Source organism: Chryseobacterium sp. TB1-D10, assembly GCF_059803555.1.
Genome location: NZ_JAPFHB010000015.1, coordinates 41,357 through 58,312, shown reverse-complemented (window position 1 = coordinate 58,312; position 16,956 = coordinate 41,357). Strand labels below are relative to the sequence as shown.

The 16,956-nt window shown below is 37.7% G+C and carries 19 protein-coding genes; 3 read left to right on the top strand and 16 right to left on the bottom strand.

Features of this window, described 5'->3' with window-relative positions:
* Window positions 1–7 precede the first annotated feature (7 nt).
* The 15 genes from nuoL to OPU68_RS16945 all read right to left on the bottom strand — a co-directional run bounded on the left by nuoL (window position 8) and on the right by OPU68_RS16945 (window position 12,924).
* Window positions 8–1,921, bottom strand: coding sequence for an NADH-quinone oxidoreductase subunit L (nuoL, locus tag OPU68_RS17015; RefSeq protein WP_498475143.1), 1,914 nt, complete (start codon window positions 1,919–1,921; stop codon window positions 8–10).
* An 8-nt stretch (window positions 1,922–1,929) separates the two neighbouring features.
* Entirely contained in the window at window positions 1,930–2,262 is a 333-nt protein-coding gene (nuoK, locus tag OPU68_RS17010; RefSeq protein ID WP_063969013.1) for an NADH-quinone oxidoreductase subunit NuoK, read from the bottom strand.
* A 4-nt stretch (window positions 2,263–2,266) separates the two neighbouring features.
* Entirely contained in the window at window positions 2,267–2,764 is a 498-nt protein-coding gene (locus tag OPU68_RS17005; RefSeq protein WP_063969014.1) for an NADH-quinone oxidoreductase subunit J family protein, read from the bottom strand.
* On the bottom strand, window positions 2,764–3,321 hold the full coding sequence (locus OPU68_RS17000; protein ID WP_498475142.1) for a NuoI/complex I 23 kDa subunit family protein: 558 nt from the start codon (window positions 3,319–3,321) through the stop codon (window positions 2,764–2,766). Before OPU68_RS17000 ends, OPU68_RS17005 begins: the two co-directional genes overlap by 1 nt.
* Before the next feature lie 74 nt (window positions 3,322–3,395).
* Window positions 3,396–4,460, bottom strand: a complete 1,065-nt coding sequence (nuoH, locus tag OPU68_RS16995; RefSeq protein ID WP_498475141.1) for an NADH-quinone oxidoreductase subunit NuoH — start codon at window positions 4,458–4,460, stop codon at window positions 3,396–3,398.
* A gap of 41 nt (window positions 4,461–4,501) precedes the next feature.
* A complete protein-coding gene (locus tag OPU68_RS16990) occupies window positions 4,502–5,530 on the bottom strand; it encodes an NADH-quinone oxidoreductase subunit G (RefSeq protein ID WP_498475140.1) in 1,029 nt (342 codons plus the stop codon).
* Window positions 5,531–5,629: 99 nt separating this feature from the next.
* Window positions 5,630–6,541, bottom strand: a complete 912-nt coding sequence (locus OPU68_RS16985; RefSeq protein ID WP_498475139.1) for a hypothetical protein — start codon at window positions 6,539–6,541, stop codon at window positions 5,630–5,632.
* 46 nt (window positions 6,542–6,587) lie between these two features.
* Window positions 6,588–7,943 (bottom strand): NADH-quinone oxidoreductase subunit NuoF, encoded by a 1,356-nt coding sequence (gene nuoF / locus OPU68_RS16980; RefSeq protein WP_498475138.1) that lies wholly within the window; start codon window positions 7,941–7,943, stop codon window positions 6,588–6,590.
* Between the two features lie 65 nt (window positions 7,944–8,008).
* Window positions 8,009–8,518, bottom strand: coding sequence for an NADH-quinone oxidoreductase subunit NuoE family protein (locus OPU68_RS16975; RefSeq protein WP_034975451.1), 510 nt, complete (start codon window positions 8,516–8,518; stop codon window positions 8,009–8,011).
* Window positions 8,519–8,617: 99 nt separating this feature from the next.
* On the bottom strand, window positions 8,618–9,841 hold the full coding sequence (locus OPU68_RS16970) for an NADH-quinone oxidoreductase subunit D (protein ID WP_498475137.1): 1,224 nt from the start codon (window positions 9,839–9,841) through the stop codon (window positions 8,618–8,620).
* 75 nt (window positions 9,842–9,916) lie between these two features.
* Window positions 9,917–10,411, bottom strand: coding sequence for an NADH-quinone oxidoreductase subunit C (locus OPU68_RS16965; RefSeq protein ID WP_498475136.1), 495 nt, complete (start codon window positions 10,409–10,411; stop codon window positions 9,917–9,919).
* Window positions 10,412–10,416: 5 nt separating this feature from the next.
* Window positions 10,417–10,977 (bottom strand): NADH-quinone oxidoreductase subunit B, encoded by a 561-nt coding sequence (locus tag OPU68_RS16960; RefSeq protein ID WP_498475135.1) that lies wholly within the window; start codon window positions 10,975–10,977, stop codon window positions 10,417–10,419.
* A gap of 68 nt (window positions 10,978–11,045) precedes the next feature.
* Window positions 11,046–11,417, bottom strand: coding sequence for an NADH-quinone oxidoreductase subunit A (locus OPU68_RS16955; RefSeq protein WP_034975442.1), 372 nt, complete (start codon window positions 11,415–11,417; stop codon window positions 11,046–11,048).
* Between the two features lie 119 nt (window positions 11,418–11,536).
* On the bottom strand, window positions 11,537–11,722 hold the full coding sequence (locus OPU68_RS16950) for a hypothetical protein (RefSeq protein ID WP_498475134.1): 186 nt from the start codon (window positions 11,720–11,722) through the stop codon (window positions 11,537–11,539).
* 62 nt (window positions 11,723–11,784) lie between these two features.
* Window positions 11,785–12,924 (bottom strand): GNAT family N-acetyltransferase, encoded by a 1,140-nt coding sequence (locus OPU68_RS16945; protein WP_498475133.1) that lies wholly within the window; start codon window positions 12,922–12,924, stop codon window positions 11,785–11,787.
* 111 nt (window positions 12,925–13,035) lie between these two features.
* Between OPU68_RS16945 and OPU68_RS16940 the strand changes: the two genes are divergently transcribed.
* Complete coding sequence (locus tag OPU68_RS16940) at window positions 13,036–13,722, top strand: zinc metallopeptidase (RefSeq protein ID WP_498475132.1); 687 nt, start codon at window positions 13,036–13,038, stop codon at window positions 13,720–13,722.
* Between the two features lie 3 nt (window positions 13,723–13,725).
* On the opposite strand, the gene OPU68_RS16935 is transcribed toward OPU68_RS16940, so the two are convergent.
* Window positions 13,726–14,322, bottom strand: a complete 597-nt coding sequence (locus tag OPU68_RS16935) for an IMPACT family protein (protein WP_498475131.1) — start codon at window positions 14,320–14,322, stop codon at window positions 13,726–13,728.
* A gap of 177 nt (window positions 14,323–14,499) precedes the next feature.
* On the opposite strand from OPU68_RS16935, the gene OPU68_RS16930 reads away from it, so the two are divergent.
* Entirely contained in the window at window positions 14,500–15,579 is a 1,080-nt protein-coding gene (locus OPU68_RS16930) for a 3-oxoacyl-ACP synthase III family protein (protein ID WP_498475130.1), read from the top strand.
* A gap of 77 nt (window positions 15,580–15,656) precedes the next feature.
* Window positions 15,657–16,862 (top strand): metallophosphoesterase, encoded by a 1,206-nt coding sequence (locus tag OPU68_RS16925; protein WP_498475129.1) that lies wholly within the window; start codon window positions 15,657–15,659, stop codon window positions 16,860–16,862.
* Window positions 16,863–16,956 lie beyond the last annotated feature (94 nt).

Here is a 16,956-nt window from a genome sequence, read left to right as displayed (position 1 = left end):
TATCTATTTATTTCAATAAAAAGTTAACAATTAATACGATACCTACAGCCAACGACATAATCAGCACATAGTTTTCTACATTTCCGTTCTGAAGGCGTTTTGCAGCTCTACCAGAATCTGCCGCTCCAAGTCCTATGAAATTTACGATAGGATCCAGAACTGCTTTGTCAAACATCGCTGCTGCCTTACCAGCTTCCTCGAAAGGCCTTACGATGCAGGCGTTGTAGATTTCATCAACGAATAATTTTCTCGCCGATAATTTTTCCCAACCTGTATATTGTTCTTCAGGATGAGCTCTTTTCTGTTTTTTAACATAAGTGTTTTTAACAAAGAACCAAACTGTGAAGAACATTAATATCGTTGCTCCCAAAAGAATCATTTCTGTGTTAAAACTTACGCCGGAAAGTGTGTTTTCCATTTGTTTGAAACTTTCTTCCGTCAAAACAGGTTTCAGCCATTCCATTAATTTAGCGTAATTACCGTGACCGATGAAGTGAGGAAGGTTGATAAAACCTCCGATTACAGAAAGTACAGCCAAAACAATTAAAGGTAAAGTCATACTTGTTGGACTTTCGTGCAAATGGTGTTTTTGATCGTCCGTACCTCTGAACTCGCCGTGGAAAGTCAGATAATACAATCTGAACATATAAGTTGCAGTGATAGCCGCTAAAACGAATAACATTACCCAATAAATTGGATTTTTAGCATAAGCTGCTACCAAAATTTCGTCTTTGGAGATCATCCCTGATAATAATGGAAATCCGGAGATTGCCAATGTTCCTATTAAGAAAGTGATGTGTGTAATAGGAATATATTTTTTAAGTCCGCCCATAAAACGCATATCCTGCTCGTTGCTCATCGCGTGGATCACAGAACCTGCTCCTAAGAATAACAAAGCTTTGAAGAAAGCGTGCGTCATCACGTGGAACATTGCTGTAGAATAGGCGCCTAAACCTAAAGCTATAAACATAAATCCAAGTTGAGAAACTGTAGAATATGCCAATACTTTTTTGATGTCATTTTGACGAAGTGCATAGAAACCTGCCAATGCTGCGGTCAGGAATCCAATTAACAAAATTCCGTCCTGAACTGTTGGTGCAAGGACAAATAAGAAATTAGATCTTACTACCAAATAAACACCTGCCGTAACCATCGTCGCTGCGTGAATCAAAGCAGAAACCGGTGTTGGTCCAGCCATCGCATCTGGTAACCAAGTATATAAAGGAACCTGGGCAGATTTACCTGTTGCTCCGATGAACAAACAAGCTGTGATAAATATAATCGGTGTGCCGTCCAATTCAAAGCTTGAAGCGTTTTGAGCTACAGAAAGATAATCGATGGCGTTAACGTGTGCTGCTATTGCGAAAATTCCAATTAACAATCCAAGGTCACCAATACGGTTCATAATGAAAGCTTTTCTTGCCGCTTTTCCATATTCTTCGTTAGTGTACCAGAATCCGATCAATAGATAAGAACAAAGTCCAACACCTTCCCAACCGATAAACAAGATCAGATAATTGCTTCCTAAAACCAAAAGCAACATCGAGAAAATGAAGAGATTAAGATAAGTGAAGAATTTATAAAATCCTTTGTCGTGGCTCATATAGCCAATCGAGTAGAGGTGAATCAAAGATCCGATTCCCGTGATGATCATTACCATCATTAATGATAACTGATCGACCTGGAATCCGAAATTAACCTGAATTCCATTAACAGTAAACCATTCGAAAGCTTTCACAATAACAGGCGCGCTGTCATCATTAAAACTAAAAAATATACTTGTCGTGATAACAAACGAAGCGAAAACTACCAACGTTGCCAGACTCCCAACCACTATTTTAGGAAGATGCTTCCCGAAAAGTCCGTTGATAACGAATCCAACTAAAGGTAAAAGTATAATCGCGTAAACTAAATTTTCCATTCCTTTTATTATCCTCTTAATTTATTAAAAATACTCACGTCCACAGATTTGGTATTTCTGTACATCATTGCGATGATTGCTAATCCTACAGCTACTTCCGCTGCGGCAACAACCATTATGAAGAATACCAAAAGCTGACCGTTGCCATCGCCACTGTAAGCTGAAAATGCTGCCAGTAAAAGATTCACGGAATTAAGCATCAATTCTACACATCCTAATATCACGATGGCATTTTTACGAAGCAAAACTCCCAAAACACCAAGACAAAACAGAAGTGTGCATAGGATAATGAAATATTCCAAAGGCACTTGCTGTATAAATGTATTTACGTCTCCTCCCATAATCTTATAAATCTTTTTTACCAATCAAAACAGCACCTACAATCCCTGCTAAAATAAGGATAGAAGCCAGTTCGAATGGCAATACATATTCGTTAAACAATAATCTTCCCAGATTTTTCGTCAATCCTACAGAATAATCGATGTTGCTTTCTGCTACTGTTTTTCCGCTAAGTCCTTTGTAAGCACCCAACATTCCAACAAACAAAATACAAACTGAGAAAATTCCGATGAACTTCGGAAGGTTGTCTTTCTTACTTTCGTCTTCTTTATTAAGATTTAACATCATTAATATATAAAGGAACAATACCATAATGGCTCCTGTATAAACGATGATCTGAACTATACCTAAAAACTGAGCATTAAGAAGAATGTACATCCCCGCAATGGAGAACATTGTCACAATCAATGAAAGGATCGCGTACATTGGATTTTTGGCAAATACAAAATAAACTGCACTTGCGATGGCTAAAAACGCTACGATAAAAAATAAAATCTGATCCATTATTTTACTGCATTTTTTTGTTTCTCAGACTGTCTTTCTGTGATGTCAATCCTTGCATTAATTTTCTCAACCAATTTATCTTTTCCGTAGATGAAAGAATTTCTGTTTTGTTCCACGTCAACCAATCTGTCTGTTAAATAGATAGCAGATTTAGGACAAGCCTCTTCACACATACCGCAGAAGATGCATCTCAACATGTTGATCTCATAGATCTCAGCATATTTTTCTTCTCTGTAAAGGTCTTTTTCCTCTTTTTTTCTTTCGCCAGCTACCATGGTGATGGCTTCTGCAGGACAAGCCACGGCACAAAGTCCACAAGCTGTACATCTTTCTCTGCCTTCTTCGTCACGCTTCAAAACGTGTTGGCCTCTCCAGATTTCTGCTCTTGGTTTTTGAACCTCAGGATACGAATATACGTTTGGAGCGCGTTTTACAACGGTTCTCACAGCGTGTTTAAAAGTGATCCCCATTCCTTTGAAAATCGCCGGAAGGTAGATTTTCTCAGAAAAGGTCATTTCTTTATTAGAAACAACTTTTGATCTGTTAGTAAGTTTCATTTAATTATAGATGTTAGATGTTAGACATTAGATCTTCGACCGTTCTTGTCTTATATCTTTAATTATTATTCAATTTAATTTCCAAATGCCAAAATCACAGCACCTGTTATCATTAGATTTACCAAAGCCAATGGAATCAAAGTTTTCCATCCTAAGTGCATCAGTTGGTCATATCTGAATCTTGGAAGTGTCCATCTGATCCACATAAAGATCAAAATTCCGGTGATTGTTTTAATTAAGAAAGCTACAATACTTAATATTCCTGCTGCATTTTCTCCCCAATTGTGAGTTACCCAATCGATTCCCGGATAGTTGTAACCTCCGAAGAATATAACTACGATGAATGCATTTGAAATAAACATATTTACATATTCCCCAAACATATACAATCCTAACTTCATTGATGAATATTCGGTAGAATATCCGGTTACCAATTCAGATTCACACTCTGGTAAATCAAATGGGTGACGGTTGGTCTCTGCCAACGCTGCAACAAAAAATATTAAGAATGCCAATGGCTGATAAAGAATATTCCAGTTTATTCCGGAAATTGCAGGAATGAATCCCCAAATTTTTCCAGTTGCCTGTGCTTCAGAAATCGCTTTCAAATCAAGACTTCCTGTCATCATAATGATAGAAAGAAGTGCCAATCCCATTGCCAACTCGTAAGAAATCATCTGAGAAGAAGCTCTGATTGCGCCTAACAATGAATATTTGTTGTTGGAAGCCCAACCTCCAATCATAATTCCATAAACACCGATGGAAGCCATTCCGATGATGAATAAAACGCCAACATCAATATTAGCAACCTGAAGATCGTAGGAAACGCCTCCAAAATTCAATGTTTTACCCCAAGGAATTACGGCTCCGGTAATTAATGAAATAAACATGACCAAAGAAGGTCCTAATATAAAAAGGAATTTCTCAGCGTGTTGTGGCGTGAAATCCTCTTTGAAGAAAAATTTACCACCATCTGCCAACGGCTGCAACAATCCGAAAGGTCCCGATCTGTTTGGTCCAATCCTGTCCTGCATAATTGCGGCTACTTTTCTTTCTGCCCAAGTAGAGTAAGCAGCAATAGTAAGCGCCAAAAGGAAAAGAGCAAGTACCAATATGATTTTAAAAGTCAGTAATTCCATATCAATTTATTTGAGTTTTGATTCTTGAGAAATTCTCAATATCAAATCGTCTCATTATCTAATTTTTCAATTTTTTTTTCGTCTGAAACACCAATTTCTTTGGCTTCAAAATTTTCTAAAACATTGTAGCTGTCAGTTTTTTTCTCGTAATGATTAAGAGAAATCACAGAATGTCTGTCGATATGTCTTGGCCCTTCGATGTTCCAAAGTGCAGTATCTTTTTTGTGGAAACGACATTCGTCACAGATCCATTCTTCAACTTCACCGTATTGGTCTTTTCTGGCCGTTACTCTTACCACTTCATCACCTTTCATCCAAATTACCGCTTTTCCGCTACATTTTGTACAAGAACAAGTTGCGTTGTAAGGTTTTGTAAACCAAACTCTGCTGGTGAATCTCGCAGTTCTGTCAGTCAATGCTCCAACTGGACAAACATCGATTACATTTCCAATGAAATCGTTGTCCAAAGCTTTGTTCAACATTGTAGAGATCTCTGCGTGGTCACCTCTGTAAAGGATGCCGTGTTCTCTTTTATCTGTTAACTGATTCGCTGCCAATACACATCTTGCGCAAAGGATGCAACGATTCATATTCAATTTGATGTTTGGACCGATGTCGTCTGCATCATAAGTATTTCTCTCGAATTCTGTCCTGGTCTCAAGATTTCCGTGCTCGTAACCCAAATCCTGAAGATGACATTCTCCAGCCTGGTCGCAAATCGGGCAATCCAACGGGTGATTGACCAAAAGAAATTCGGTCACCGCTTTTCTGCCTTCCTGTGCTTTTTCGGATGTCAGGTTTTTCACTTCCATTCCGTCCATCACGCCAGTTCTGCAGCTTGCTACCAATTTTGGCATTGGTCTAGGGTCTGCTTCGGAACCTTTAGAAACTTCTACAAGACAAGTTCTGCATCTTCCTCCGCTGGTTTCCAGTTTACTATAATAACACATTGCCGGCGGAACAGATTTCCCTCCGATTTGTCTGGCCGCTTCCAAAATAGAAGTACCAGGCAAAACTTCGGTCGTTTGTCCGTCGATGGTCACTTTAAATTTTTTGACTTCTTCGCTCATATTTCAAGATTTTAGATTTAGATTTCAGATTTTAATCAATCTTAGTCTAAATCTTTTGTCAATTCTATTTATATTTTAAAATATAACTTAATGTATATTCTAATTCTTTAATTTTCTATTAAAAACGTATCCAATCCCAAAATTAACTTGGTAGAATACAAAGTCCTGACTGGCTTTATCAGGTTTATTGTTAAGAGTCGTTTTGATATCCGGCATATTGATGTAACCAAATTTCCCTTCCACTCTTGCCATCCAATGATTCCAAAAAACAAGATTAATACTTGATCTTGCATCCAGTCCAAATCCTGCCAAATGGTATCTGTCGCTTCTCTCATTTCCGAATAATTTGACATTACTCTTCGGCATCAGAGCGCCAATACCACCTCCGTAAGCCAAAAATATGTCAAAGTTCTTTTTGCTTGAGAGATTTTTATATTTTTCTAAACCGACATTCACATAATTCAGTCCGTCTGTATGCTCAAAGGTAAGGAATTGCTCATCAGCCAAATTAACTTGGCCATTTTGAACCATCGCTGCATAAGTAGGGTCTGAGATATTTCCTCTGAAATTTGCGATTTGATTCTGATCCATCACATACTTCATATGATCCTGAGAAACAACAAGTGCTACGTTATCTTTCAAGAAATAAGCAAACCTAAAATTAAACTGCGGCGTCGATAGCTTTGTCGGGTCTATATATGCCATACTTAACTCTGATGGTCTGTCGTGAGCCACAACATTATTCAATGTAAAATCGTAGCCATTTCCTTTGAAACGAATATCCGATTTGCTGAATCCTGCTCTGTTCCAACCCCAAAAAATGAACATTGTTCCTTTTTTCAATGTAGATTGTGGGTTAACTTCATTTTTATTATCGGCGGTAGAAATTATAATTTTACCCATCGATGGATTTAAATCCTCTACTACATTTAAGGTGTCTTTCACTTTTTGTCCAAATAACATTGTTGTTCCTACAAAAAACACAAAAATCAATTCAAAGAACTTCTTCATCCTATTGGCGAATCTGAAATACAGACTCTATATTTATTTTCTAATCTTAATTATTGGCAACTGCCGGGATTGGGTCTGCATATTTTGCCAATCCATAATTTTGGGTTTGGCTCAACTCTGGATTGTTCACGTGCCATTCAAACTCATCTCTGAAGTGTCTGATAGCAGCAGCAACCGGCCAGGCAGCAGCATCTCCCAAAGGACAAATAGTGTTGCCTTCGATTTTTCTCTGGATATCCCAAAGCAAATCGATGTCTTCCATTTTACCTTCTCCTTTTTCTATTTTTTTCAAGATTTTGTACATCCAACCCGTTCCTTCACGGCAAGGTGTACATTGTCCACAACTCTCGTGGTTATAGAATCTTGCGAGAGTCATTGTATGATTTACCACACATTGGTCTTCATCCAAAACTATAAATCCACCTGAACCCATCATTGTTCCGGTAGCAAAACCACCGTCAGCAAGGGATTCGTAATTCATATATCTTGGTTCACCGTTGATGGTTTTCAATAATAAGTTTGCGGGGACAATCGGAACCGAACTTCCACCAGGAATACAGGCTTTCAGCTTTTTACCGTTCGGGATGCCACCACAATATTCGTCAGAATAAATAAATTCCTCAACCGTAATGGTCATATCAATTTCGTAAACGCCTGGTTTGTTGATGTTTCCACAGGCTGAAATTAATTTGGTTCCTGTTGACCTTCCAACGCCGATTTTTGCATATTCAGCGCCAGTGATATCGATGATTGGAACAACTGCAGCAATTGTTTCTACATTGTTCACCACCGTTGGTCTTTCCCAAAGTCCTTTGATAGCCGGGAAAGGTGGTTTCAGTCTTGGGTTTCCTCTTTTACCTTCAAGAGATTCCAGCAATGCCGTTTCTTCTCCACAAATGTAAGCTCCAGCGCCTCTCTGAACATATATTTCACAATCGAAACCAGTTCCTAAGATGTTTTTTCCAAGAAATCCGGCAGCCTTAGCTTCTTCGATGGCTTCTTCCAAAATATCAGGAATCCAGGAATATTCTCCTCTGATGTAGATATACGAAACATTGGAACCTAAAGTGTAAGACGAAATCAACATTCCTTCAATCAAAAGATGCGGAAGAAACTCCATCAAATATCTGTCTTTGAAAGTTCCTGGCTCAGACTCATCGGCATTTACGACCAAGTGTCTTGGAACGCCTTCCGGTTTTGCAAGGAAACTCCACTTCATTCCAGTTGGGAAACCAGCGCCACCACGACCACGAAGTCCGGAAGTTTTCACTTCTTCAAGAACTGCATCGGTAGTCATTTTCAGAGCTTTTTCTGCTGCTTCGTAACCACCATTTTTACGGTAAGTTTCGAAGTAACGGATTCCCTCAATATGTGCGTTTTTAAGTAAAAGTTTTTTACTCATTATATTTATAAGCTTATAGCAATTGGCTTTTGGCTTTTTGCTTAATTATTTATCTAAATTAATTCTTAACCTAAATCGATGGCGCCTTGTCTGCAAAGGTCAATGATTTCGTCAACTTTTTCGATGGTCAAATGCTCGTGGTAGAATTTCCCCAATTGCATCATTGGTGCATATCCACAAGCGCCAAGACATTCTCCAGGTTTCAAAGTGAAAAGTCCGTCTGCAGTGGTTTCGCCGTCTTTAATATTTAATTTTGTTCTGATGTGGTCTAGAATATTATCACTTCCATTCAGCATACAAGGTCCGGTTCTGCAAACTTCCAAAACATATTTCCCCACCGGTTTCATATTGAACATTGTATAAAAAGTGGCAACTTCATATACTTCAATTGGTGTGATGCTCAATAATTCTGCAACATAATCCATCACTGGAACAGCCAGCCAACCATCAAATTCTTTCTGTGCAATGTGCAAGACAGGAATCAACGCAGATTTTTGTCTGCCTTCCGGATATCTCGCCATAATTTTATGAACCTGCGCTAAGCTTTCAGGTTTAAAAGCAATTGTTTCGCTCATCTTATTTACTGTATTATTGTACGATGTACAATGTACTAATGATTTATTTTGGTCACTGTAAATTCGTTAATACTTTTTACAATGGTACTTTTTACAATTTTATGCGTCTAATTCTCCCGCAATGATGTTCATACTACACATCGTAACAATCGCATCAGATATTACTGCGCCGGTAATCATTTCCGGATATGCCTGGTAATAAATGAAACAAGGTCTTCTGAAGTGCAATCTGTAAGGCGTTCTTCCGCCATCGCTCACAAGATAGAATCCTAATTCTCCGTTTCCACCTTCTACAGCGTGGTAAACTTCGCCTTTAGGAACATCCGTTTCTCCCATTACGATTTTGAAGTGGTAAATCAAGGCTTCCATTTTGTTGTAAACATCGGCCTTCTCTGGAAGATAGAAATCCGGAACATCTGCGTGGAATGGTCCTTCCGGAAGGTTGTCGTAAGCTTGGTTGATGATTTTCAAAGATTCCCAAATCTCCTGCTGACGAACCATAAAACGGTCGTAAGTATCGCCCGCAGTTCCAACCGGAATGATGAAATCGAAATCCTCATAAGATGAATAAGGCTGTGCAACTCTCACGTCATAATCAACGCCGGTCGCACGTAGGTTTGGACCTGTGAAACCGTAGCTTAAAGCTCTCTCTGCTGAGATTGCGCCTGCGCCGATGGTTCTGTCCATAAAGATTCGGTTTCTTTCTAATAATTGACCGAATTCTGCAAATCTTGCAGGGAAAGTTTTCAGGAAGTCTTTTAACAGCTCGTGGAATTTCGGTGTGAAGTCTCTCTCAAAACCGCCGATTCTTCCCATATTGGTTGTCATCCTCGCACCGCAAATCTGCTCGTACATATCGTAAATACGCTCTCTTTCGATGAACATATAAGTCAATCCTGTGATTGCTCCGGCATCCATTCCTGTTACACCGTTGCAAATCAAGTGGTCACCAATTCTTGCCAACTCCATCAAAATCACACGCATATAATCTACACGTTTTGGAACTGTGATTCCAAGTAATTTCTCAACTGTCATATGCCAACCCAAATTGTTGATTGGGGCAGAACAGTAGTTCATTCTATCGGTAAGCGTCGTGATTTGTGCAAAGTTTCTTCTCTCAGAGATTTTTTCAAATGCTCTGTGGATATAACCTACAGTTTGCTCAGCGTGAAGAATCCTTTCTCCGTCCATCGTAAGAACGTTCTGGAAAATCCCGTGAGTCGCAGGGTGTGTAGGACCAAGATTTAGGGTGTATAATTGCCCATCGATTTGTTCCTTGCTATCGTATTGGTTAAGTATATTAGATAATGAGTTATCTTTCATATTCTTTATAATTGATAATTGATAGGTGATAATCGATAATCATTTATCTATCATCATTTATCATTTATATTAATTTTATCTTCCGAACATACTATCGTTCTTATCTGTTCTGGTTCCATCTTCCAGACGATATTCTTTCAGCATTGGATGGTAACCCAAGTCTTCCATATTAAGGATTGGTCTCAAATCCGGGTGGCCTTTGAATTTGATTCCATAGAAATCAAAAGTTTCTCTCTCCATCCAGTTTGCACCGGCATATAATTCTGTCAATGAATCAACTTCAACATTTTCTCTCGTCATAAAAACTTTGAGACGAATTCTGAAATTGGTCATCATATTATGCAAATGATAAATAACGCCGATTTCCTTTTCAGGTGTTTCAGGATAATGAATCCCGCAAACATCTGTTAAAAAATTAATTTCTAAAGTTGAATCTTTCAAATAATGAATCACCTTTTTAATATCGTCTTTTTTGATTTCAACCGTCAGCATTCCGTAAGGTTCTGAACTTGAAATCACAGACTCAGGAAATTCTCTCTTGATAGCTTCTAATACAAATTCGTTCGTCATCTTCCTTAGTTACTAATATTGTAAGAATCCAATAAATGCTGATATTCCGGCATATCTCTTCTTCTGATGCTTTCGCTTTCTGCCAAAGCCTGCACCTGCATTACACCTTCAATGATTTGTTCTGGTCTCGGAGGGCATCCTGGAACGTACACGTCAACAGGAATAATTTTATCAATCCCCTGAAGAACCGAATAAGTATCAAAAATACCACCGCTGGAAGCGCAAGCACCAACAGCAACCACCCATTTTGGCTCAGCCATCTGGGTGTAAACTTCTTTCAAAACGGGACCTAATTTTTTAGAAATAGTTCCGCAAACCATCAACATATCTGCTTGTCTTGGAGAGAAAGAGTTTCTTTCCATTCCAAATCTTGATGCATCGTAAGTTGGATTTAATGTCGCCATAAATTCGATTCCACAACAAGATGTTGCAAAAGGTAAAGGCCAAAGCGAAAATTTTCTTGCCATCCCAATCACACTGCTCAAGTTGGTCGCGAAAAATCCTTCTCCCTCAAATCCTGGAGGAGCGGGCGCATCTGTTTTTATTACTGGTTTATTATCTGACATTTTTTCTAGATTTTAAATTTTAGACTTTAATTGATTCAATTTTAAATCCAAAACGTAATTAATTTAATTTATTTGTCCCAATCCAACGCGCCTCTTTTCCACACGTAGAAAAAAGCGACAAAGAAAATAGCAACAAACGTAAGTACGGCAACAAAGCCTTCCATTCCAAATTCTCTAAAGTTAACCGCATAAGGGTAGAAGAATACAATCTCGATATCGAATAATACGAATAAAACTGCAGTCAGGAAATATTTGATGGAGAATGGTGTTCTAGCGTTACCTTCACTAGGAATACCACATTCCCAGGCTTGGTTTTTTACAGAATTCCCTTTTTTCTGCTGAGGACCCAAGAAATGAGCACCTAACAAAGAAATAGCTACGAATCCAAGACCGACTGCGGCCTGAATAAGTATTGGGATATAATTTTCGGGTAAATTCATAAGGTCAAATTTAACTATGCAAAAATACTAAATAAAGATTTAATATAGTAAATTATCAGCCTTATGTAAACAAGAGAAAAGTCTGTTTTGTTAAATTTAGAATAGTTATAAATAAGAGTTTATTTTTCTTTTTTACTTATCCTTTTGAGAACGAGATAGGCAATATAAGCAATGTAAAGAAACAACACGCTGGCAAACAGAATGTTGATGGCTGTGTCCAATCTGTCATCTTTGATAGGTTTGTAAAAATTATAAGCCACAAACAGGATTATCAGACCGACGTAGATGTATAGTTGCTTTTTCAATGGGAATTGATTTTTAAAAGATTAATGCGCTTACTCAAATTTAATTTTTGCTAAACATTTGTTTAATTAAATAATTGTTTAATCTCAAGTGAGTAAGTTCTTCTGCTTTTGTGATGTACCGGATGGTAATCTTGCCAAAGAACCTGTACGCTCTTGTTTTCCTCCAATTCTGGATTGGTCTCCAGATATTTGATGCCTTTATTTTTTAAATTCATTTGAATCGCTTTAAAAATCATTGAAGTCACGCCTCGTCTCTGAAATTCCGGATGGATTCCAATCAAATAGAAATTAGCGCGTTCATTTTTCTTTCCAGCTTGTAAAAAATGCCACCAGCCAAATGGAAAAAGTTTCCCTTTGGATTTCTGCAACGCTTTGGAATAAGAAGGCATTGTAATCGCAAAAGCAACCAACTGATTGTTCTCGTCCGCCACGCAAGTAATGTAATCTTTATCTATAAATCCGAAATATTTCTCTTTGTAGGTTTTGATTTGCTCATCAGAAATCGGTGTGTAAGTAGAAAGCTGCTTATAGGTCTCATCCAGCAGTTTGAACATCGATTCTACATAAGGCAGGATTTCTTTCTTATGCTTGAATTGTAAAGTTTTCAATTTGTATTTCTGAGCAATCAAAGAACTGAATTTCTCAACTTTTTCAGGCAAAATTTCAGGGAACTGCAATTCAAATTCTACCCATTCTTTTTCCTTTACAAGTCCAAGATTTTCGAGATGTTTTGGATAATAATCATCGTTATAAAGTCCAATCATTGTAGCTAATTTGTCAAACCCGAAAGTTAACATTCCAGCCTTATCAAGATTTGTAAATCCCATCGGACCTTCAATTTTATCGATTTGATTTTCTTTGGCGAAATTAATGGCAATATCAATCAAAGCTTTGGAAACTTCCACATCATCAACAAAATCCAACCAGCCGAATCTGACTTTTTTAATTCCAAGTTCTTTCTCCTCTTTTCTATTAATCAAAACAGCAATTCGACCAACGATTTTATCATTTTTATAAGCTAAAAACTGTTTCGAATCAGAATAATTAAGAGCTGGATTTTCTTCCCTTTTCCAGATATTTCTTTCTTCATTAATCAATGGCGGGACGTAATTCGGGTTGTTTTTGTACAGTTCCATCGGGAATTTGATGAAATCCATTTGGTCTTTTTCCGTAACTACTTGCTTTATATTGATATTTCCCATATTCTTGTTTATAGATTAGACAAAGATAGTTTTTAAGGAAAAAAAAGCAAGGCTTTGGTACGATTTTTACATCAAAAGTTGTAATTTATTTTAATATAAATTGAAAATATAATGACAGGTTACTATTTAATTATTGGGATTTCTATGCTTCTGAGTTGGATTGTTTCATCAAGATTGAAATCCAAATTCGAGCATTATTCCAAAGTTCATCTCAGAAATGGACTTTCCGGAAAAGAAATCGCCGAAAAAATGCTGAGAGATAATGGGATTAATGATGTTCAGGTCGTTTCCGTTCCCGGACAATTGACCGACCATTACAATCCGGAAACCAAAACTGTCAATCTTTCTGAAGCTGTCTATATGCAGAGAAATGCGGCTGCTGCAGCGGTTGCAGCTCACGAATGCGGTCACGCTGTTCAGCACGCTGTTGGCTATTCTATGTTGCAATTGAGGTCCAAAATGGTTCCGATTGTAAACATCAGTTCAAACCTTTTACAATTTGTTTTGATGGGTGGAATCGTGTTGATGGCAATGAGCGGCAGTAAAATTGTCTTGGCGATTGGTGTTGTACTTTTTGCTATTACCACTTTATTCGCATTCATCACATTGCCGGTAGAATACGATGCTAGTAATCGTGCGTTGAAGTGGCTGGAAACTACTGGGACGGTTTCTCGCGAAGAATATGCCGGCGCAGAAGATTCTTTGAAATGGGCGGCAAGAACTTACGTTGTTGCAGCTTTAGGTTCATTAGCTCAGTTGATGTATTTTGCATCGCTGCTAATGGGAAGCAGAAGATAAAAGTTATGAAATATTAAATTCCAAAAGCATCTCGGACAACTCGTCTGAGATGCTTTCTTTTTTTGAGGTTTTGAAGTTGGCTTCAATCGTGCAAATATCTTCAGCTTCGAACGAAATGATTTTCGCATCATATTTATTTAGCAAAGTGAAAATAATATTCTGCTGAGAGAATTTGAATTTCAATTCAATTTTGGATTCCAATTCTTTCGTAATGATTTCGGCTTGTTCTAAAGTATATTTTGCCGATTCTTTGTAAGCTTTTACCAATCCGCCGACACCCAATTTTGTTCCGCCATAATATCTAATGACAACAAGCAGAACATTCGTAATTTGATGTGCTAAAAGCTGATTGTAAATTGGTAAACCAGCACTTCCAGATGGTTCGCCGTCGTCATTGGCGCGGTAATTTTCTCCATTAATTCCTAAACGGTAAGCGTAACAATGATGGGTTGCTTTAGGATGAATGTTTTGAAGATGAATTAGTTTCGATTTAACTTCAGATTCAGAATTGACAGGATAAGCGAAACCAATAAACTTGCTTCCTTTCTCTTTCATTAAAACATCCTCGATTTCTGTATCTATGGTTTGGAATTCAAACATTTTTCAAAAATAGAAATTCTATCATAAAAAATTCAACTATCAAATCAGAAAAATGGATTTCCTTATTTATAATTCAGATTTACAATCAATTAATTACAAGAGTCTTAAAAATCACAAAATAAAAATTCCAAGAATTAATTTTTATGTAATTTTGCATACTAAATTTTATTCAAATCAATGCCTAATACAATAATCATTGGCTCCGGAAGTTACATTCCGGAAAACATAATAGAAGGTTCTCATTTTGCGGGTTCTATTTTCTATGATGATAATAATCAACTGATTGAGAAACCGACGGACGAAATTATTCAGAAGTTTGTGGACATCACGGAGATCGAAAGAAGAAGATATTTGAGTCCGGAAGATTTCAATTCGGATCTTGGTCTGAGAGCGTCTTTGGAGGCTATTGAGGATGCTGGCATTGATAAAGAAGAGATTGACTATATTATCTATGCTACTAATTTCGGAGAAGTAGATACAGACGGAATTCCTAATTTTATGCCTTCATTATCAGCTAGATTGAAGAACAAATTAGACATCAAAAACAGATCTTGTGTCAATTATGATATGATCTTCGGTTGTCCGGGTTGGGTAGAGTCTCTTATTCTTGCAGATACATTGATCAAAGCTAAAAAAGCCAAAACTATTTTGGTTGTTGGTGGCGAAACTTTGAGCAGAGTGACTGATGAATTTGACAGAAACAAAATGATCTTCGCAGATGGAGCTGGAGCAGTGGTGGTAACGGCTACAGAAGATGCTACTGTTGGTGTTTTGGCAGACAGTACACTTTGTGATAACGGCGATGAACTTAATTATCTTGCAAACGGACCAAGTTTAAATCCTGCGTCTAATGAGCCAAGACAGTACATTCAAATGAAAGGTCGTAAGATCTATGAATATGCGCTTAAAAACGTTCCTGATGCGATAAAAGCAACGATAGAAAAGGCTGGACTTGATATTTCTGATATCAGCAAGATATTGATCCATCAAGCCAATGCAAAAATGGATTATGCGATGATTGGCAGACTTTTCAAACTGTACGGACAAAAGGATTATGACCACGCAATCTCTCCAATGACGATTCAGGAATTTGGAAATTCTTCTGTAGCAACGGTTCCGACTTTGTTTGATCTGATTAGAAAGGGGAAAATGGAAGGTCAACAATTCACGCCAGGTTCGCATATTCTTTTCACATCGGTTGGTGCTGGAATGAATATCAATTGTGTGATCTACAAATTTCCTGAAGGGAAAATTTAAAGTAAAATCGAATCTTAAACGTTTTATAATGCAAAAGGAATGACTCATTGTTCCTTTTGTTTTTTTTATATATAGGTATGCAAAAAAATATTTTAATTCTTCTGGCTGTGTTTTTAGTTTTAGAAATGTATGTTTATCAGGCTTTTAAAACATTATATTCCAGTCAGAATGCCAAGTTTATCTACTGGATTCCAACCATTCTGATCTACGGATTTTTAATCTATTCTGTCTTTACTTTTAACAGGTCTTCTCACGAGTATCTCAGATTTCAGATCATCTTTTCGATGGTTTTGATTTTTGTCTTGCCAAAGATTTTGGTTGCTGTTTTTCTGTTGATAGAGGATATTTTCAGATTATTCAACTTCGGCTATCGTTATGTGGCAACAGAAAACCACGATTATCCTTCCAGACGAAAGTTTGTAAGTCTGGTTGGTCTAGGATCGGCGGCGCTTTTGGCTGGATTAGTTTTGGATGGAATTGTCTTCGGGAAGTACCGGCACAGAGCCAGAATTGTAAGATTAAAATTGAAAAATCTGCCAGCGAGCTTCAAAGGTTATAAGATTGTTCAGATCTCCGATGTTCACAGCGGGAGTTTTCAGAATCCCAAACATTTGCAACACGCCATCGACTTGATTAATAAACAAGACGCTGATCTGATCCTATTTACAGGGGATATGGTGAATAATTATGCGGATGAATTTGTCCCTTTTATCGACTTGTTTTCTCAAATCAAAAGCAGAGATGGGAAATATTCTGTGCTTGGGAATCACGATTATGGCTCCTACGGCGACTGGAGAACCAAAGAGGAAAAAGCGAGAAACATTCCTCAACTCATAGAATATCAGAAAAAGGCTGGTTTTGAAATGCTTAGAAATGAGAATCGCATCATTGAGAAAAATGGTGAGAAACTTTATATTCTTGGGGTAGAAAACTGGGGTATTCCGCCTTTTCCGCAGGTAGGTGATCTTGACAAAGCCAGCCAGAACGTGCCTGTAGATGCGGCTAAGATATTGATGTCTCACGATCCTTCACATTTTGATGCCATTGTAAAACACCACCCGAAAGACATTCAGTTAACACTTTCCGGGCATACCCACGGGATGCAGTTTGGTATTGACCTCAAAAACTTCAAATGGTCGCCTGTGAAGTATAAGTACCCGAAATGGGCAGACCTTTATGAAAGCAATGGAAAATATCTCTATGTCAACCGTGGTTTTGGTGTGATAGGTTATCCTGGTAGAGTAGGAGTGCTGCCGGAAATCACTGTTTTTGAGTTAAGCTAACTTAATTTATCTTTTTAATAATAATAAAGCCTGTTTATCAAACAAATGATAACAGGCTTTTCTATATGGTTTGTATAAGGTCGCTATAAGGTTT